This window comes from Pseudahrensia aquimaris, from assembly GCF_042676045.1.
In the GTDB taxonomy this organism is placed as follows: domain Bacteria; phylum Pseudomonadota; class Alphaproteobacteria; order Rhizobiales; family Rhizobiaceae; genus Pseudahrensia; species Pseudahrensia aquimaris.
Genome location: NZ_JBHTJV010000009.1, coordinates 200,570 through 219,021, shown reverse-complemented (window position 1 = coordinate 219,021; position 18,452 = coordinate 200,570). Strand labels below are relative to the sequence as shown.

Here is an 18,452-nt window from a genome sequence, read left to right as displayed (position 1 = left end):
GAATAAAATTGTTTCCTGTGCTGGCCAGCGAGACTTGGCGACGTGCCAGGTTGCGGTTTAAGTCCAGTCCCTATTCCGGCATGACTTTGCCCAGCGCACCCTTGCCGAGACAATCCTGTGTTCCTCTCGATATGCGTCCGGCTGACCCTGAGATGGCGGGCGATTATTACCGTGGTCGTTATGCGTTCGGCGGCGCGATTGTGGATTTGAGTGGGGATTCGCCTTTTCTCGCCAACCCGCCGAACCCAGATTGGGAGCGGGAGCTTCATGGCTTTCGGTGGCTTCGACATCTGGTTGCGGCAGAGACCGCACTGGCACAGGCGCAAGGGTCGGCCTTTGTTGCCGATTGGACCCGTCTTTGCGGGCGCGTTCGCAAGCCTCGCGCCTTTGAGCCGGGCGTTATTGCTGATCGCTTGATCTCATGGACATGCCATGCGCCGCATTTGATGCAAGATGCCGGTGCTATAGCAAATACGGACATGCGGCGCTCGATGGTCCAGCAGATGCGGTTGTTGCAAAGCCTACAATCGACACTGCCAGTCGATGTTACCCGTCTGAAATGTGCTGTTGCACTTACCTATGTTGCTTTGTGTTTCGGTGCCCGCGAGAAGAACCTTCGCGCAGCCATGAAAGATCTGTCACGGGAAATCGGCCGCCAAATTTTAGCCGATGGCGGTCATATTTCGCGCAACCCCGCAGTGCTGGTGGAATTGCTGGCAGATATGTGGCCGTTGTTGGACGCTTTTGCCCGTTCGGGCAGGGAGCCTGCGTCTTCACTGGTCAGTGCAGTGGACCGCATGATTGGCGCTTTGCGCTTTTTCCGCCACTCCGATGGCACCTTGGCGCAGTTCAATGGCACGGGTGTTCCTTCGCAAGAGCTTTTGGTTTCGCTTCTAGACAACACAAGTGTTGAAACGCATTTGCCCGTTAGCCAAATTCAACATTCAGCACCGTTTACCGGATACGAGCGGCTCAGCAATGGTGGCGCAGTTTTGATTATGGATACGGGTGCTCCCCTGTCCCGTGTCTCCAGTGCTGATGCAGCGGCGGGATGTTTGTCGTTTGAAATGTCGAGTGGCAAAAATCGGTTTATCATCAATTCTGGAAAGCCGGTGATTGATGAGAAGAGCTATGGTCCCTTCTGGCGGATGACAGCGGCGCATTCCACAGCGGTTATTGGTGCTCAATCATCGGCACGCTTTGCCAAAAATGCCCGACTGGCAGAGGCGCTACCATCGCCTATTTTGACGTGGCCTGAAAAAGTTACGCATGAACGGCGCACCAATGAAGGCAAGCCGGAGATTGAAGCGAGCCATGACGGCTATGTTGCCTCACACGGTTTGGTTCACCGCCGGATTGTGCATTTGTCGGACAATGGCCGGATGTTGAACGGAGCCGATCGTTTCGAGCGGGTTGACCCGCGTGCACCGTCTGGCGACGGCAGTGAGATTGTGCTGCGTTTTCACCTGCCGCCAACCATCAGCGCTAGCAGGCTCGCAAATGGTCATTCAATTTTGTTGGCAGCACCGGACAAAGAGGCCTGGACATTCACTTGTGTCGATGCGCCCATCGCCTTGGAAGAGAGCATTCATTTTGCTCAAGAGAATGGACCGCGCAAAACTGAGCAAATCGTCGTGCGGGCGTTGTCCAACCGCCATGCCGAAATTCGGTGGAGCATGGAACGCCGTCAGCGCAAAACGGTGAGCCGGTCGAAGGGCCAAAGTGAAGAAATACCCGATCTACTGGCGCCGTTGGATCAACCGGAACCAGCTGAATAATGCACGTTTTGGTGACACGTCCTGCAGAAGCAGCTCAGGCAACGGCTGGTCTGTTAGAGGAGCTTGGCCATACGGTAACGCTTGCACCGTTGCTGGCGGTCGAGCCAGTTGAGACCCCTATGCCGGATGGCGATTTTGACTGCGTGATTCTCACCAGCGCGAACGCAGCCCATCGGTTTGTTGAGGTCTGGAGCGCGGCGCAATCGGTTTTAATTGTGGTCACGGGCTCTGCGACGGCAGCTTGTGTTCGCACGGCTGGCTTCACAAACTGCCATAGTGTTGATGGAAGCGCGTTGGATGTTTTGGCGCATATTACCTCCATAAAGCCCAAACTTACTCACATTCTCTATCCACGGGCGGAGAGTGTGGCGCATGATTTGGGGCTTGCCCTAAGGCAAGCTGATATCAGGTGTGCGGATTGGGTGGTTTATCGGACCACGGAAGCGGATAAACTTGATCAAAAAGTCCAGGATGATCTTTCCAGTGGCGCCATTGGTGCCGCACTGCTTTATTCCCCGCGCACAGCCCGTGTCTTTGCGCGATTGGTTGGTGGCGCTCTGGCCGACGAAGTGAGCCTGTTCGCTTTGAGTGGTGATGTTGCTGCTGCTTTGGGCGACGAGCTGCAAACGAGGTGTCGGTTTCCATCAAAACCTACCCAAGATGCCTTGTTTGACCTTCTTGCGACGAAAGACGGCTGACAAATACTTTGACCCTGCAAGCAGCGCTGCGTTAGTTTGAAATTAGAAGAGGCACATGCAGTGTCTTATGTCATGTTGACTCCGATGGATCGCCTGAGATGAGCAAATCCCCCAAGCGCCCGGCCAGTCGCCGTACACCAAAAAAGCCGGTGACGATTGACCTGGAAGCCGACAGCAAAAAGGCAGCTAACAAAGCCGCGAAATCAGCACCTGTAGCGGATGCGAAGAAGGCTGACGAGACAAAAGCCGAAACCGTTAAGGCGCAAAATGCCGAAGAGACTTCCCGCCGTTCTACACCCCGTGTCGGTCGTGATGCGGGTAAGGAGCCGAAGGCGGATTTGGCTGCTGAAAACAAGAAAGAGGCCGCACCTGAAAAGCCAACAGTGGATGCACCGAAGGCAGCGGAACAGGCTGACAAGAAACCCGCTGCACCTGCAAAGCCCACTGCACCGCCGACACCTGAAAAGTCCGGTGGTGGCACGGGTGGCCGTATTGCGGCAGGTGTCGTTGGTGGCCTTCTTGCTTTGGGTGGTGGCGCTGGTTTGCAAGCGGCCGGCTATCTGCCGAATTTCGGTGCTGTCGAGACGCAAACTTTTGTAACTCCCGATGAGCTGCAAAAGACGAGTGCGGATCTGGTTGCACAAATCGCTAATCTGCAGACCCAGTTGGAAGAAGTTTCGAGCGCCCCCGTTGTTGCGGATCCTGATCAATTGGCTGCTGCTATCGATGCGCGGCTGGAGCAGGGCGTTAATCCGGTGGATCCGGGCGTTGCTGGCAAGTTGCTTGATGCGGAAAACCGCATCATCTCGCTGGAAACCTATGTCAGCGAAGCGCAAGCAAAGCTGGCTGAGCTAAGCAGCGCCGTTGCTTCAGCTTCTGCGGGAGATAGCGCAGTTGATGGTTCAGCCCTCGCGGCTGTGACCGAAAAGCTCGATGGTCTGGCAAACGACGTTTCGCAATTGAAACAAGCGCCGCAGCAGGAAAGCGTTGATCCGGCTACCGTGGTTGCACTCGGCACGACTGTTGCAACCATTCAATCTCAAATCGGAGCGCTGGAAACATCGCTTGGCGCTGTCAGCGCCAAGACGGACAAATTGCCAGATAGCTTCGTCACACCAGAGGCCGTCGATGAGAAGTTGGCAGGGCTGAAATCTGGTTTGGATGACAGCCTGTCAGCGATTGAAAGCAAGGTTGGCGAATTGTCCGGCGCTGTCGAAAGCCAGCAGGCGGCACTTGGCACGGTTCAGGAGCAGGTTTCCAACGGAGCCGACAAAAGAGCGGCTGTTGCGCTGATTGCGGCACAGTTGAAAAGTCAGGTTGATCGTGGCGAGCCATTTGCGCAGACGTTGGAAACACTGAAAACTGCGAGCGGTGAAGGTGAGTCTTATGTGGCTTTGGAACCTTTTGCGTCCTCTGGCGTTGCGACCGTTGATGAACTCGCGACCCGCTTCGGCACTGTGAGCGAAGACATAATCAATGCAACCACCGACAAGTCGGCTATGAGCCTAACGGATCGTCTTCTGTCGGGTGCCAAATCGCTGGTGAAGGTAAAGCCAATCGATGGCGTTGAGGGCGATACGCCAGACGCAATCGTCAGTCGCATTGATTCAGCACTGCGCAAGGGTGATGCAGTGCTCGCTGCTGAAGCCTGGCAAGCGTTACCGGATGCTGGCAAAGCGGCGTCTCAATCATGGTTTGATGCCTTGCAAGCACGGATCACAGCGGACAATCTGCTTTCTGCCACGGTTCAAAATTTCATTTCGTCGACCGTCTCAAATTGATGGCCGGTTTCCAGAAGACTTTTGTGTCTTATTTGTCTCTGCCAGCGCTCGGATAGTTTATGTTTCGTCTCGTTATTTTTCTGATCATCCTTTTTGCTGCAGCGATAGGCTTTGCTTGGCTTGCCGATAGGCCCGGTTCCGTAACGGTCAACTGGCCTTGGCTTGGCATGATCGTGGAGATCACCTTGCTGCGGGCTGTTATCGCCCTCGCGGTGATCGTGAGCGCAATCATGATTGTGTGGTGGTTGATTTCGGAATTGCTACGCTCGCCGCAGACTTATGGTCGCTGGAGCGCTGGTCGGCGTCGTGACAAAGGATACGCCGCGCTGTCACGGGGTCTTGTGGCTGCGGGTGCGGGCAATGCGCCTCTGGCTCGTCAGCTGGTGAAGCAGAGCTCGAAATATCTCGAAGATGAACCGATGGTGAAAATGCTCGACGCTCAAACTGCGCTGCTGGAAGGCAACCGCGATGTGGCGCGACAAAAATACGAGACCATGCTGGAAGACGATTCGACCAAGCTGCTGGGCCTTCGCGGGCTCTATGATGAGGCCGAGCGCGAGGGCAATGCGGAAGCTGCGGGCCATTTTGCCCGCGAGGCCTATGGTGTTTCGCCAGAGACGCCTTGGGCTGCTGCCGGTCTTTTGCGGTTGCAGGGTAATCTTGGCGACTGGACAGATGCGCTGAAAACGCTCGATGCCAATCGCGCATCCGGCATGATGGAGCGTGAGGAATATTCCCGCAAACGTGCTGTCATCTTAACGGCACTGGCCAATCAGGTTGAAGACGAAGACCCCGATAAGGCCCGCACCCATGCGCTTGCGGCGCACAAATTGGCACCTGATCTTTCACCAGCGGCGGTGACCGCGGCGCGTTTGTGCAAGCAGTTGGGCGATCCGCGCAAGGCGCGCAAGGTTCTGGAAACCGCCTGGAAGAAAATGCCTCATCCAGATATTGCCGATGCTTATTTGGAGGTTGCTTCTGGCGAGACAGCTTCGGAAAGATTGAAGTTGGCTGAGAAACTGGCACGAAAGCAGGATGGTCATACCGAAAGCCGCTTGCTTATTGCGGCTGCTGCTATTGATGCAAGTGAGTACGACACGGCCCGAGGCCAGTTGACCAAAGTGCTGGCCGACGATCCATGCGAGCGGGCCTGTCTGATGATGGCCGATCTCGATGAAGCGGAGCATGGCGATCAAGGACGGGTGCGCGAATGGCTGGCACGGGCGGTCTCCGCGCCGCGCGATCCGGCGTGGACCGCCGATGGTATTGTGTCGAAGAATTGGGCTCCGCTGTCGCCGGTCTCGGGCCGGCTCGATGCGTTCGAGTGGAAAGTGCCGGTGGAGAACTTCGGTGGCGTAGACCGGGCTTTGGATTATTCCGAAATTCCGGTAGGCCGCCGCGCGTCTCCTCGCCGTGAGGAGGATGACGATGACGAACCGACCACAATCCAAATCGCACAAGCAGCTGTTGCCTCAACGGCCGCGGCTGGTGGTGTCTATGGGTTGACCGGCGCGCCGGAGGGCAGCGCTGCTGCGGATATCCGTAAAGATGACGACAGCGGGACGGACACAGTTGTCTTAGATGATGACAATGGCTCAGCGGACGTCGAAGACGCCGAGATTTTGGAAGACGAGCCTGCAAAAGAAGTTTCTGCCGAAGCGCCTGAGACCCCAATTATCGTCAAGCCGGAAGCGGTTGATGAGATCGTAGACCGGGAAATTCCTGCTGATAGTGGGACCGCCAAAGCAGCAAACGCGAAAGAAGCGGCGTCACCGTTCAAGAACACCGATTTTGACGAGGATCAGGACGGTCAGATTGACCACCGTCCCGATGATCCCGGCCCGCGGGTACCCGAAAAGAAGAAAAAGAACTTTTTCTTTTGAGTGCCTGGGCTTGATTGGACTAGCGAACGACCGGGTTGCCGATTGAACCGCGAGCCTATCGGTTTTGGCGGTTCTCGATCAGATCATCAACCACGGACGGGTCAGCGAGTGTGGATGTGTCGCCCAGCGAACCGTAGTCGTTTTCAGCGATCTTGCGCAGGATGCGGCGCATGATTTTGCCGGAACGGGTTTTTGGCAGGCCCGGTGCCCACTGAATGGCGTCGGGCGAAGCGATAGGCCCGATTTCCGAGCGTACATGATTGCGCAATTCCTTGCGCAAGTCGTCGGTCGCTTCCACACCGTCCATAAGGGTCACATAGCAATAAATGCCTTGGCCTTTGATATCGTGGGGGAAGCCAACAACGGCGGATTCCGAGACGGCGGGATGAAGCACAAGCGCGGACTCGACTTCCGCCGTGCCCATGCGGTGGCCCGATACGTTGATGACGTCATCAACGCGGCCCGTAATCCAGTAGTATCCGTCTTCGTCGCGGCGGCAGCCATCGCCGGTGAAATATTTGCCTTTGTAGGTGGAGAAATAGGTTTGAACGAACCGTTCATGGTCGCCATAGACCGTGCGCATTTGGCCGGGCCAAGAAGCCGTGATGCACAGATTTCCCGAAGCCGCACCGGTTAGTTCTGCGCCTTCATTGTCTACCAACTGGGGCACAACGCCGAAAAAGGGCGTGGTTGCCGAACCGGGTTTCAAATCTGTCGCGCCAGGCAGGGGGGTGATCATGTGACCCCCGGTTTCCGTTTGCCACCACGTATCAACGATGGGGCAATTGCCGTTGCCGACCGCGTGGTAATACCACTCCCACGCTTCGGGGTTGATTGGCTCGCCCACCGTGCCGAGCAGGCGCAGGGAAGAGCGGTCGGTGGCTTTGACCGGCCCGTCGCCGTGCTGCATCAGCGCACGGATGGCTGTTGGGGCGGTGTAGAAAATGTTGACCTTGTGCTTGTCGCAAACCTGCCAGAAGCGGGAATTATCGGGATAGTTCGGCACACCCTCAAACATCAGCGTGATCGCGCCGTTCGCTAGCGGGCCGTAGACGATGTAGGAATGGCCGGTCACCCAGCCGACATCGGCGGTGCACCAGTAGATATCACCTTCGTGGTAATCAAAGACATATTGATGGGTCATTGCGGCCCAAACCAGATAGCCGCCTGTCGTGTGGAGCACGCCCTTCGGTTGGCCTGTTGAACCTGAAGTGTAGAGAATGAAGAGCGGATCTTCCGCGTTCATCGGTTCGGGCGGGCAGTCGGGAGACGCGGCTTGCGTCGCTTCGCCATACCAAATATCGCGACCCGGTTCCCAGCCGATGGCACCGCCGGTGCGCTTTACACAGATGACGTGTTCGACATGGATGCCCTGAATAGCAGCGATTTCGATGGCGTTGTCAGCGTTTTGTTTCAGCGGCACTTTCTTTCCGCCACGAAGCCCCTCGTCGGCGGTGATGACGAATGTGGATTCGCAATCAACGATGCGTTGGGCGAGGGCGTCTGGTGAGAAGCCGCCGAAGACGATGGAATGAACCGCGCCGATACGAGCACAGGCCAACATGGCATAAGACGCTTCGGGAATCATCGGCATGTAAATGGTAACGCGGTCGCCTTTTTTGACGCCGTTGGCCTTCATCACATTGGCAAGGCGGCAAACCTGATCGTGCAATTGACTGTAGGTGATGTGCGCATCTTCAGAAGGGTCATCGCCTTCCCAGATGATTGCAGTCTGGTCGCCACGCTTTTCCAGATGACGATCAATGCAATTGGCGGAAACGTTCAGCGTGCCGTCTTCATACCATTTGATGGAAACATCGGGATACTCGTAAGTCCAATTGCCGGCCTTGGTTGGCGGGCTAATCCAATCGAGCCGCTTTGCTTCTTTCATCCAGAACGTATCAGGGCTTTCAACGCTTTCAGCATACATCTTTTGGTAGGTTGCAGCGTCGGCATGAGCGCGTTTGGCCACCTCGGCTGGCACGGGATAAATTTTGTTTTCCATCGGGTCTCTCCCACTCTCCCGCAGCGAAATATGCTGCATGAACCCATGTCTAGCCCAGCGCAATGCGGCCGGTCCATTAGACTTATAGCGAGGAAGGGCGATGGGATGAGGATTTCAAGAGTGTTAAAAAATTTGACTCTTTCATCAAGATTCGCTGTTTTGCCACAATCTAAGTGCAGGCGGGCGCTCGCACCGCTTGTTTGGTGCAAGGAGGTGGGGCGCGTTGTTTGTGCCTTTATGGTTAATGAAACGCTAAGGTTTAGCTCTTATCGTTTGAAGTGAACGGCCAAGCGGTAATCACGCGCCCGAAGGAATTCATATGTTCAGGATGAAGCATGTTTGTCAGGTGATGGTGGCATTTGCCTGCATCTTCTTAACCGCCTGCAGCCAAACAGCCACAAGCACATATGGTGCAAAAGGCAGCACTGCGTCGGTTGAAAATGCCCGTCAAAAGAAAATTCTCGCTTCGCGCGAACGCGCCCGTAAAGCAAAAGAAGCCCGCCGCGCTGCGTTTACTAAAAAGCGCGAACAACGCAAGGCCAAACGCGCTTCATCGCAAAGAGGCACCACAGCCGTCCAGCGCAAACGCGCCAGCCGAAGCAAAAGTGGCAGCAAGCGCACAACACTGTTCGGTTCCTTCAAAAAGAAGGAAGTGGCCAAAAAAACCAAATCCAAAAAGCGCGTAGCGAGCAAGGGCCGCAAACAACGGATCAAGCGCACAAAAAAGGCCTTTGTGCCGAGCGTTTCGCGCAAGGCTGGCCGGCTGCGTGTCAACGCACCTTGGAATTGTGTGCCGAAGCGTTTGAAAGGTGTGATTTATCAAATCCGCAAGCGCTGGGGGCCCGTGACCATCAATTCCACCCACCGCAGCCACAGGCACAACCGGCGGGTTGGCGGTAAGCGTCGCTCCTATCACCTCAAGTGCCAAGCGGTTGATTTCCGCGTTCACGGCAGCACACGCGGTCTGCTGACGTGGCTGAAGCGCCACCCAAGCGTGGGTGGATATAAGCGCTACCGTTCCGGTTTCTTCCACATTGATACGGGTCCGAAGCGCACGTGGTAGTGCGCTTCAACAATTATGCTTGAACTAATTTCAAGGGAGGCTGCATGCCTCCCTTTTTCGTTGCGGTTTTATGATTTGACCCCGAACCAGCCAAGAATTGCGCCTTGCGCCAGCATGATCGCAAGGTAGTGGCCGGAATCGATGGCGGTCAGGCTCCACGATCTGCGCTGGAAACGGTGGTTGACGATCATGCTGGTCATCACAAACCCGCCCCAGATGAAAAGTGCAGACATCACTCCGTTGATTACCGTGACCGGGCCAGCGTGATAGATCACGCCGATGAACACGTAGGCCATCAGCGCGTGGCAAAAGGCGGTTAGAGCGTAGACATAGATCGTGTGTCCGGCGGAGAGGCGTGCTTGTTCAATGCCAGCTGCCCGCATCCACGGTTTTGCCAGCAGCGAATACCAAAGGGCCCCGATTGTCATGCTGGCGATCACAGCGAGAAACAGGGCCAAATAGTTTACCTGTTCAGACATGATGTTTTCCTACTGGGTTAACCAAGTTTACTCATCGATTTTAAGGGCTTTGTTGTCATCCTGTTAAGGTGTTCCACAGCCGTGTGCGTGTCCAGCAATGTCCGTCTTTTCAACCCAGTCTGCGCGTCTTTTGCCCCGTTCTTTTCGGGGTTTGGCTTTGATTTTGGCCGCCAGCTTTATGCTTTCTGCGTGTGCTGGCAGTCCGCTGCTTTATCGCATCGGCGGCAAAGGCAGTGTTGATTACCAGAAGGTGTCCTGGTGTGTGCCGTGGAGCTTGAAGCGCGTTTTGCGACGTGTGGCGCATCACTATGGCGATGTTGTCGTTTTCTCCACATGGCGCCGCCCTTGGCACAATTGGCGTGTTGGCGGGGCGAGCAGCTCTTATCATAAAACCTGTCAGGCAGTGGACTTCAAGGTGCGCGGGGCAAATATGGCGGAAGTGTATCGCTATGTGAAACGCCAAAGCGAAGTGGGTGGTCACAAGCTCTACTCAGCCCGTCGAGGCGGCCATATTCACATTGATACCGGCCCGCGTCGCACGTGGAAATAGAAACTGCGATCTAGAACTTGATCGGTTCTGACTGAACCGTCTGGATAACCTGCCCGTTGCGCCAAAGCACAGCTTCGCCGCGATAGGTGTTGCCGCGCTCTAACGCGCGTTTGCGCCCGGTATAAGCAGTGTAGCTGGCAAGCGGTCCTTTCAGCGGTTTGCCCAACGTTTCAACATAGGTGCCGTTGTTGTCCATGATGCGCAAATCGATGCGGTCATTGGGGCGCAGGTTGATGAGATAGGCCCAAAAGACGAGCGGTCCGGCTTGCTGCGGCGTTTTCATTTCACCTGTGAGCACGTTGCCGCTTTTCACGACTTCACCGGCAAAGCCCGTGCCAAGAATGGCGGAAGACGCGCCTGTCATGCCTTCTCGCGCTTTCGCGTCCCAAAGACTTGCAGCAATGGATTCTTGAGGCGAACACTGATCTGTCTGATTTTTCCCCGTCATCGGATCAATAACCGATTTGCCCTTGCGCACGGTTACATGAATGTGGGGGAAGGTCGTGTGGCCGGATAGGCCCATGATGCCAATCGCGTCGCCGCGCTTTAGCTTGTCGCCCTTTTTGACGTTCACCGAATCCTTTTTCAGATGGCAGTATTGTGTCGTCCATCCGTTTGCGTGAAGCAGGATGGCGCCGTTGCCGCATTCTTTGCCCTGGATTTTGCGCACGTCATCGGCGTTTTGAACAAGGAAGTCTTCCATGTCGCGGCGCAGGCCCACCACTTCTCCGTCTGCCATGGCAAGAATGGGAATGTTGCGGTCCAGATCTTTGACGAAAGGTACGCGAATGTCGGTGCCCTTGTGCTTGTCGAATGTGGCGGTGCCGCAATACGGGTCTTGCCACGTGCCGTCTGCCAAATTGAAATCCACAAGGTTCTGTACCCAGCAATCTTTGCCGATGGTGCAGTCAATGGGAAGGGACAGGCTTGGGGCGGTTGTGTCCTTTGCCGATGCTGAAAGCGAAAGGCCAAAAAGTGAGGCCGCCAGCAGGGGCATTATGGTCTTGGGAAATATCTGGGAACGCGTCATCTTGAAAACCTTGCCTCTTCGCCGTAAGCCACCGCGACAGTCGTGAGAGGCGGGCGCTTTGGCACCCGTCCTTTCGCGCAAGCTAACGATAGGCGCAACCGGAAGGCAAATTCATGGCAAACCGCAAACTTCTTCTCCTGCCGGGTGACGGCATTGGCCCTGAAGCGATGGGCGAAGTCCGCCATATTATCGCGCATATGAACGAGGCCGAGGGCGCAGGCTTTGAAATCGACGAAGGTCTGGTTGGCGGCGCAGCGTATGACGCGCATGGCGAGAGCATTTCCGACGCTGATATGGAAAAGGCTTTGGCAGCAGACGCCGTTCTGTTTGGCGCCGTTGGTGGGCCGAAATGGGATGACGTTCCCTACGAGCAGCGCCCGGAGGCTGGTCTTTTGCGCCTTCGCAAAGATCTTGCCCTTTTTGCCAATTTGCGCCCCGCTATTTGCTATCCAGCTTTAGCTGATTCTTCTTCGCTGCGCAAAGACGTGGTCGAGGGTCTCGATATTCTGATCCTGCGCGAATTGACGGGTGGCGTTTATTTTGGCGAGCCGAAGGAGATCATTGATCTTGGTAACGGCCAGAAACGCGGCATCGATACGCAGGTTTACGACACCTACGAGATTGAACGCATCGCTGCGATGGCTTTTGAACTGGCCCGCACCCGCGACAACCGCGTTTGTTCGATGGAAAAGCGCAACGTTATGAAGTCCGGTGTGCTGTGGAACGAGGTTGTCACCGCAACTCACAAGAAGGGTTATGAGGATGTGGAATTGACCCATATGCTTGCGGACGCTGGCGGCATGCAGCTTGTGCGCTGGCCTAAACAGTTTGATGTGATCGTCACCGACAATCTGTTTGGCGACATGCTTTCTGATGTGGCGGCCATGTTGACTGGGTCGCTCGGCATGTTGCCATCGGCTTCTCTCGGTGCGCCCGATGAAACCACTGGCAAGCGCAAGGCACTCTACGAGCCGGTGCATGGTTCTGCGCCGGATATTGCGGGCACGGGCGCTGCCAACCCAATCGCCATGATTGCGTCTTTCGCCATGTGCATGCGCTATTCGTTCGAGATGATCGCTGAGGCTGATCGTCTGGAAGCTGCAATTGCCAAAGTGCTCGATGATGGCTTGCGTACCGGCGATATTATGAGCGATGGCATGACCAAAGTTGGCACGACCGAAATGGGCGCTGCAGTGCTGGAAGCTTATAAGGCCAGCGCTGCTTAAGGACGCTTGAAACGAGCAAACCTGCCGCAGTGGTATTTGCGCTGCGGCAGCACTATCTTGAGAACATGAAAAAAGTTCTCGCATCCACATTTGGCGCTGTTTTGGCCCTGTCCGCCGTTGCTGCAAACGCGGCCCCGCTTGACGCGCTGAAATGGGACAAGCGCGTGTTGATCTTGTTTGACCAATCACGCTCCTCTGCATCGCTGGACCGTCAGATCGACCGCTTGCGCGAGCGTCGCCCTGACGTGGATGAGCGCGACATGATCGTGCTGGTAAGCGCAGGCAATGAACGCGCCGCCATTGCGATGGGCTATGCGCGCCTGCCAAACGGCATCGAGCGGACTTTGAGACGTTTCTACAAGCCAGCAGAGCGCGGCATGACGATGATATTGCTCGGCAAGGATGGCAGCGAAAAGCAGCGCTGGAACCGCACCATCGATCCGCAGGAAATCTTCGATGTCATCGATTCCATGCCGATGCGGCAGCGGGAAATGAGCGAGGAAGAGACCTAAGCCTCTCCCCGTTCAGCGGCTCACCTGTGCATCGCATGATATTCGTCGTTGGGATGCATGTCTGTGGCTGAGGCCATGCGGTTGGTCATGTTGTAAAACGCTGCCACCGAAGCAATGTCCCAGATGGCGCGATCATCCCAACCTGCTTCGCGCAAGGCTTCGCGGTCTTCGTCTTCTATCGACTCAGGCTGCTCGGTCAGCAGGGCCGCAAAATCCAGCATGGCCTTTTGCTTTTCGCTGAGTGGGGCGACGCGATAGTTCATCACCATCATCTCCCCCAGCTTCGGATCACCTGATAATTGCCGTACCGCCGCGCCGTGGGCTGTGAGGCAATAGAAGCATTTGTTGATGGATGAGACTGTCACTGCGATCATCTCGCGCTCCAGTTTGGTCAGCGCCGAATCGCCCAGCATCAGGTCGTTATACATATCGGTAAAAGCGCGCAGTTTTTTCTCGTTGAACGCATAGGCTTGCAAAACATTGGGCACGAGGCCGAGTTTTTCTTGGCACAGGTCAAAATATGCCTGTGTTTCGTCCGAACGGGGCGTTTCTTGGTCTATTTTTAGCGCAATCGGTGGCTTTTGCTTACTTTTTGTCACAGTCTTGCATTCCTTGTTCCATTGCCCAAACCAGCTTTATTGCCGCCGGAAGGACCGTTTATGCCAGCCCGAAAGTTCAAGGATTTCTCCGCTGACCGCAAGAAGATCATTACAAATGCGCGAAAAGCGCTTCCAAAAAATCAGGTCGGGACAGCAGGAGCGCTTGCGCCCTTGTTGTTCGGTGAGGCGGCAATTGAAGATCTTCAGGCTCAACCAGCCAACAGTCTTGCGGGGATGCTTCAGATTGCGCGGCAGGTGGAAACCAAGGGCGCTAGTCGGCTGACCATTGAAGACCACGATGAAGACGCCGATGGTGTTCGCCAAACTTTGTTGACGATTGCTTTGCCAGACCGGCCGTTCGTGGTTGATTCAACTCTGGCGACGATTAATGCCGACGGCCACCGCGTTCATTTGGTGATCCATGAGCGGATGGTTTGCGAAAACGGCAAGATGTTCGCGCTGATGATGGTGGTGATGGCCCCGCTGTCGCGTGATGCGCAGAAGGCGCTGAAGAGCGAGTTGAAGGAAACGCTTGATCAGGTGCGCAAGGTCACCGACGACTGGCAACCGATGTTGGCTCGGTTGGGCAAAACCGTCGCTCGCTTTCGCGCCGCACCTCCGCCGGTTCCTGCCGATCAATTGGCCGAGACGATCCAGTTCATCGAATGGCTGGTCGATAACAATTTCACGCTGATGGGTCTGCGCGAATATGCGTGGCAGGGCTCCAGCAAAAGCGGTAAACTGGTTGCCGAAAAAGGCTCTGCGCTCGGCATTCTGAAGGATGATAGTCTGGCGGTGATGAACCGCGGTGGAGAACCCGTCACGCTGACGCCTGAAATCCGCTCGTTCCTGCAATCGTCTGACCCGCTCATTATCACCAAAGCGAATTTGCGCTCGCGGGTGCACCGGCCAACCCACCTCGATTATATCGGCATCAAACGCTACGACGAGAAGGGTGGCCTTGCCGGAGAAGTGCGTATCGTCGGGCTGTTTACCTCGACAGCCTATACGAAGTCCGTTCAGACGATCCCAGTCCTGCGCCACAAGGTTACGAGGGTGATTGAGGAATCAGGAGCCGACAAGCGCAGCCATACGGGCAAGGCTCTGATCAATATTCTGGAGACGTGGCCACGCGACGAACTGTTTCAGATTGATGTTGATTTGCTTTCAAGCTTTGCCACGCTTGCGGCCCAACTGGACGAGCGCCCCCGCGTGCGGGTTCTCTCGCGTGCCGACCGTTTTGACCGTTTTGTTTCGGCCATCGTCTATGTGCCACGCGAACGCTATGACACCGCAGTGCGTGAGAAAATTTGCGCGATGTTGGCTGAAGTTTATCACGGGCGGCTGTCAGCCTGGTATCCGCAGTTTCAGGAAAACGGTCTGACGCGGGTTCATGTCATCATTGCCCGGGATTCCGGCACGACGCCGGATATCGCGATGGATGAACTGGAGCGGCGCGTCGAGCAGATCATTCGCACATGGAATGACGCTTTTTCAGCATTGGTAGAAGGAGGCAAAACGCCGGTCTGCGAATTCCCCGTTTCCTACCAAGAGCGCGTGTCGCCGCAAGTGGCGGTGCGGGATGCTGAACTCTTGGCTGGCTTGCAGGATGACGAGGAAATAGCGCTCGATTTCCATGATGACGAAGAGGGTGATCGGACGGGTTATCTGAAGATGTTCCATCTGAGCAGTGCGGTGCCGTTGTCGCAGCGCGTGCCGATGCTGGAAAATCTTGGTTTCCACGTGATTGACGAGACAACTTACGAGATCGCGCGGCCCGATGGCAAAACAGTGCACCTCCACGATATGCGATTGGAGACAGCCGATGGTTCGGCATTTGATCGTGAGGAATCGCAGGCGCGTCTCTCCGCTTGCTTGCAGGCAGTCTGGCAGGGTCGCGCGGATGATGACCGGTTCAACGCGCTGGTTCTCACTGCAGGTCTCGATTGGCGACAGGCTGCCGTATTGCGCGCTTATGCGCGGTATCTGCGGCAAATCAATTTTGCGTTTCCACCAGCTGTGATTGCCCGCGTTTTGGCCGCAAACTCTGCCATTGCGGGTCAGATTGCTGATCTCTTTGCCGCTCGCTTTGACCCGAAAGTTAAAGACCGCGAGACGGCAAACGAGGCCGTGGTCAAAGACATTGAAGCTGCGCTGGAAGACGTTGGTTCCAGCGATGATGACCGCGTTCTTCGCCAAATGTTGAACGCCGTGCAGGCAACGTTGCGCACCAATTTCTACACCAAGCGGGTGAGCTTGGCAGATGACAATGATGCAGCCCAACTCGAAGGCGCGCCGCAGCCGGTTTTGGCTTTCAAGGTCGACCCCTCTGCCGTCAGCGGGATGCCGCAACCTGTGCCGTACCGCGAGATCTTTATTTCCTCGCCCCGTGTGGAAGGACTGCATTTGCGCTTCGGGCCTGTGGCCCGTGGTGGCTTGCGCTGGTCTGATCGGGCACAGGATTACCGCACCGAAGTGCTGGGATTGGTGAAAGCGCAGCAAGTTAAAAACGCGGTGATTGTGCCGGTTGGTTCCAAAGGCGGTTTTGTGCCCAAGCAATTGCCTAACCGTTCAGACCGCGAGGCGTGGTTTGAAGAGGGGCGGCAATCGTACCGTATCTATATCTCGTCGCTGCTTTCGGTGACCGATAATCTGGTCGCCGGTAAGGTTATGCCGCCCAAAGATGTTGTGCGCCACGATGGAGACGATCCGTATTTTGTGGTCGCTGCTGATAAAGGCACATCGACCTTCTCCGACACCGCCAATGCGATTTCGCAGGCTTATGATTATTGGCTTGATGATGCATTCGCGTCGGGCGGTTCGGCTGGGTACGACCATAAGAAAATGGGCATCACGGCGCGCGGTGGATGGGAGGCGGTCAAACGCCATTTCCGCGAGATGGATCGCGATATTCAAAACGAGCCGTTTTCGGTTGTCGGGGTGGGCGACATGTCGGGCGACGTTTTCGGTAACGGTATGCTGTTGTCGAAATGCACCCGTTTGATCGCCGCTTTCGACCACCGTGATATTTTCATCGACCCGAACCCGGGTATCGAAAAGTCGTTCGAAGAGCGCGAGCGGTTGTTTAAGGCAGACCGTTCCAGCTGGGCGGATTACAAAACGGATTTGATCTCCAAAGGCGGCGGCGTGTTTTCTCGCTCGGCTAAATCCATCAAATTGCCGAAGGAAGCTGCCAATGCGATCGGCTGTGAGCCCGGCACGATGACACCGCAAGAGCTTATGACCGCCATTCTCAAAGCACCGGTTGATTTGATGTGGTTTGGCGGGATTGGCACATACATTCGTGCCAGCCACGAGAACAACGCCGATGCCGGTGATCGTGCTAACGATGCGATCCGCATCACCGCTAAAGACCTGCGGGTGAAAGTAATCGGGGAGGGGGCCAACCTTGGCGTCACCCAAGACGCGCGTATTGAATTCAACAGGCTGGGCGGCCGTTGCAACAGCGATGCGATTGATAACTCCGCTGGTGTGAATTCTTCCGATGTCGAGGTGAACATCAAAATTGCGCTCGCTTCGGCCATGCGAGACGAGCGTCTCAACCGCGCTTCCCGCAACCGTTTGCTGGAGAGCATGACGGAAAGCGTCGCGCATCTGGTTTTGCGCAACAACTATCTCCAGACGCTTGCCATTTCGCTGACCGAGCGGCGCGGTGTGGAAGATGTCGCCAACCAACAGCGGTTGATGCAGCAATTGGAGGAGCGCGGGCGGCTGGATCGTAAGGTAGAGAATCTGCCCGATGATGTTGAAATTGCCGAACGGGTTGCTGCTGGTGAAGCGCTCACACGGGCAGAAATCGGCGTTCTGCTCGCTTATGCCAAAATCGTGGCGCTGGATGATCTGGTGGATTGCGACGTGCCGGACGATCCTTATCTGCACGCCATGCTGGTGGAATATTTTCCCGAAAAGATGCGCAAGAAACATGCTGACGATATCGACAACCACCGTCTGCGCCGTGAAATCATCGCCACATCTTTAGCAAATTCCATGATCAACCGTGGCGGCCCGACATTTGTCTCTCGCGCCCATGATCGCACGGGTGCGCCACTGGAACGGATTGCACGGGCCTATATGGCTACGCGGGGTGTGTTCGATTTGCAGAACCTGCACAATCAGATCGACGCGCTCGACACCAAAATATCCGGCGATTTGCAATTGGAACTCTATCGCGTGTTGCAGGACAGGGTGCTCGATCAAGGCGTGTGGTTTGTACGCTACGGGGATTTTGCAAAGGGTATTGGCGCAGTTGCCGACACCTATCGCGATGCCGTCGACACGTTGATGCCGAAGCTGGAAGAGCTGGCTCCTGACTTTTTGAACGAGCGTATTGACCGCGAAGCGGCGCGTTACAGCGATGGCGGGGTGCCGCAAGATCTTGCGCGAACGATTGCGCGAATGCCGATTGCGGCGCTTATCCCTGATATTCGCTGGTCAGCCAGCCAAGCGGACGTGACGCTGATGGATGCTGCCCGCGTGTTCTTTGATGTTACCAGCATTTTCGAGGTTGGCCGCATCGTTCAGGCGGCACGGGATATTGATGCTGATGATTACTACGACGCCTTGGCGCTGGACCGTGCGCTGCAAAGCCTGCACCGTGCGCGGCGTGATATCGTGGTGGACATTCTTTCAACCAAAGGGGGAATGGAAGAATGGCGTAAGTCCAACAGCGATGGTTTGAACCTGACGCGCAGCCAGATGCGGGGCATTGTCGATCATGACAAAGCAACCGTGTCACGCCTTACAGTAGCTGCCAATATTCTGGGAGATTTGGCCCGTCGATAGCGCGACTGATGCGACAATCTGGCTCAATTTGTGAGCACAGAACTG

At 55.9% G+C, this 18,452-nt stretch carries 13 protein-coding genes; 9 read left to right on the top strand and 4 right to left on the bottom strand.

Annotation, left to right across the window (positions count from 1 at the left end; all coding sequences use genetic code 11):
* Positions 1-17: 17 nt before the first annotated feature.
* The 4 genes from ACFQ14_RS09865 to ACFQ14_RS09850 all read left to right on the top strand — a co-directional run bounded on the left by ACFQ14_RS09865 (position 18) and on the right by ACFQ14_RS09850 (position 6,140).
* Positions 18-1,778: a heparinase II/III family protein gene (locus ACFQ14_RS09865; RefSeq protein WP_377212944.1), complete on the top strand. Its 1,761-nt coding sequence runs from the start codon at positions 18-20 to the stop codon at positions 1,776-1,778.
* Positions 1,779-1,789: 11 nt separating this feature from the next.
* Positions 1,790-2,476 (top strand): uroporphyrinogen-III synthase, encoded by a 687-nt coding sequence (locus ACFQ14_RS09860; RefSeq protein ID WP_377212567.1) that lies wholly within the window; start codon positions 1,790-1,792, stop codon positions 2,474-2,476.
* A 98-nt stretch (positions 2,477-2,574) separates the two neighbouring features.
* Positions 2,575-4,257: a COG4223 family protein gene (locus ACFQ14_RS09855; RefSeq protein ID WP_377212566.1), complete on the top strand. Its 1,683-nt coding sequence runs from the start codon at positions 2,575-2,577 to the stop codon at positions 4,255-4,257.
* Between the two features lie 59 nt (positions 4,258-4,316).
* Complete coding sequence (locus ACFQ14_RS09850) at positions 4,317-6,140, top strand: heme biosynthesis protein HemY (protein WP_377212565.1); 1,824 nt, start codon at positions 4,317-4,319, stop codon at positions 6,138-6,140.
* 55 nt (positions 6,141-6,195) lie between these two features.
* Here the strand turns inward: ACFQ14_RS09850 and acs are convergent, their stop codons facing one another.
* Entirely contained in the window at positions 6,196-8,145 is a 1,950-nt protein-coding gene (gene acs, locus ACFQ14_RS09845; protein WP_377212564.1) for an acetate--CoA ligase, read from the bottom strand.
* A 319-nt stretch (positions 8,146-8,464) separates the two neighbouring features.
* Between acs and ACFQ14_RS09840 the strand changes: the two genes are divergently transcribed.
* On the top strand, positions 8,465-9,208 hold the full coding sequence (locus ACFQ14_RS09840) for a YcbK family protein (protein WP_377212563.1): 744 nt from the start codon (positions 8,465-8,467) through the stop codon (positions 9,206-9,208).
* 68 nt (positions 9,209-9,276) lie between these two features.
* Here the strand turns inward: ACFQ14_RS09840 and ACFQ14_RS09835 are convergent, their stop codons facing one another.
* Complete coding sequence (locus tag ACFQ14_RS09835) at positions 9,277-9,687, bottom strand: DUF1761 domain-containing protein (RefSeq protein ID WP_377212562.1); 411 nt, start codon at positions 9,685-9,687, stop codon at positions 9,277-9,279.
* A 97-nt stretch (positions 9,688-9,784) separates the two neighbouring features.
* On the opposite strand from ACFQ14_RS09835, the gene ACFQ14_RS09830 reads away from it, so the two are divergent.
* A complete protein-coding gene (locus tag ACFQ14_RS09830) occupies positions 9,785-10,237 on the top strand; it encodes a YcbK family protein (RefSeq protein WP_377212561.1) in 453 nt (150 codons plus the stop codon).
* Between the two features lie 10 nt (positions 10,238-10,247).
* On the opposite strand, the gene ACFQ14_RS09825 is transcribed toward ACFQ14_RS09830, so the two are convergent.
* A complete protein-coding gene (locus tag ACFQ14_RS09825; protein ID WP_377212560.1) occupies positions 10,248-11,267 on the bottom strand; it encodes a M23 family metallopeptidase in 1,020 nt (339 codons plus the stop codon).
* 113 nt (positions 11,268-11,380) lie between these two features.
* Between ACFQ14_RS09825 and leuB the strand changes: the two genes are divergently transcribed.
* Both leuB and ACFQ14_RS09815 read left to right on the top strand, forming a co-directional pair.
* Entirely contained in the window at positions 11,381-12,493 is a 1,113-nt protein-coding gene (leuB, locus tag ACFQ14_RS09820) for a 3-isopropylmalate dehydrogenase (protein WP_377212559.1), read from the top strand.
* 65 nt (positions 12,494-12,558) lie between these two features.
* Entirely contained in the window at positions 12,559-13,005 is a 447-nt protein-coding gene (locus tag ACFQ14_RS09815; protein WP_377212558.1) for a DUF4174 domain-containing protein, read from the top strand.
* Positions 13,006-13,025: 20 nt separating this feature from the next.
* Here the strand turns inward: ACFQ14_RS09815 and ACFQ14_RS09810 are convergent, their stop codons facing one another.
* Positions 13,026-13,604 (bottom strand): peroxidase-related enzyme, encoded by a 579-nt coding sequence (locus tag ACFQ14_RS09810; RefSeq protein WP_377212557.1) that lies wholly within the window; start codon positions 13,602-13,604, stop codon positions 13,026-13,028.
* Positions 13,605-13,664: 60 nt separating this feature from the next.
* Between ACFQ14_RS09810 and ACFQ14_RS09805 the strand changes: the two genes are divergently transcribed.
* A complete protein-coding gene (locus tag ACFQ14_RS09805) occupies positions 13,665-18,407 on the top strand; it encodes an NAD-glutamate dehydrogenase (RefSeq protein WP_377212556.1) in 4,743 nt (1,580 codons plus the stop codon).
* Positions 18,408-18,452: the final 45 nt, after the last annotated feature.

What these genes read in the sequence shown, in the direction of transcription:
- ACFQ14_RS09855 (WP_377212566.1), top strand. Translation starts at nt 2,575, where the DNA reads ATGAGCAAATCCCCCAAGCGCCCGGCCAGTCGCCGTACACCAAAAAAG.
- ACFQ14_RS09850 (WP_377212565.1), top strand. Translation starts at nt 4,317, where the DNA reads ATGTTTCGTCTCGTTATTTTTCTGATCATCCTTTTTGCTGCAGCGATA.
- acs (WP_377212564.1), bottom strand. Translation starts at nt 8,145, where the DNA reads ATGGAAAACAAAATTTATCCCGTGCCAGCCGAGGTGGCCAAACGCGCT.
- ACFQ14_RS09840 (WP_377212563.1), top strand. Translation starts at nt 8,465, where the DNA reads ATGTTCAGGATGAAGCATGTTTGTCAGGTGATGGTGGCATTTGCCTGC.
- ACFQ14_RS09835 (WP_377212562.1), bottom strand. Translation starts at nt 9,687, where the DNA reads ATGTCTGAACAGGTAAACTATTTGGCCCTGTTTCTCGCTGTGATCGCC.
- ACFQ14_RS09830 (WP_377212561.1), top strand. Translation starts at nt 9,785, where the DNA reads ATGTCCGTCTTTTCAACCCAGTCTGCGCGTCTTTTGCCCCGTTCTTTT.
- ACFQ14_RS09825 (WP_377212560.1), bottom strand. Translation starts at nt 11,267, where the DNA reads ATGACGCGTTCCCAGATATTTCCCAAGACCATAATGCCCCTGCTGGCG.
- leuB (WP_377212559.1), top strand. Translation starts at nt 11,381, where the DNA reads ATGGCAAACCGCAAACTTCTTCTCCTGCCGGGTGACGGCATTGGCCCT.
- ACFQ14_RS09815 (WP_377212558.1), top strand. Translation starts at nt 12,559, where the DNA reads ATGAAAAAAGTTCTCGCATCCACATTTGGCGCTGTTTTGGCCCTGTCC.
- ACFQ14_RS09805 (WP_377212556.1), top strand. Translation starts at nt 13,665, where the DNA reads ATGCCAGCCCGAAAGTTCAAGGATTTCTCCGCTGACCGCAAGAAGATC.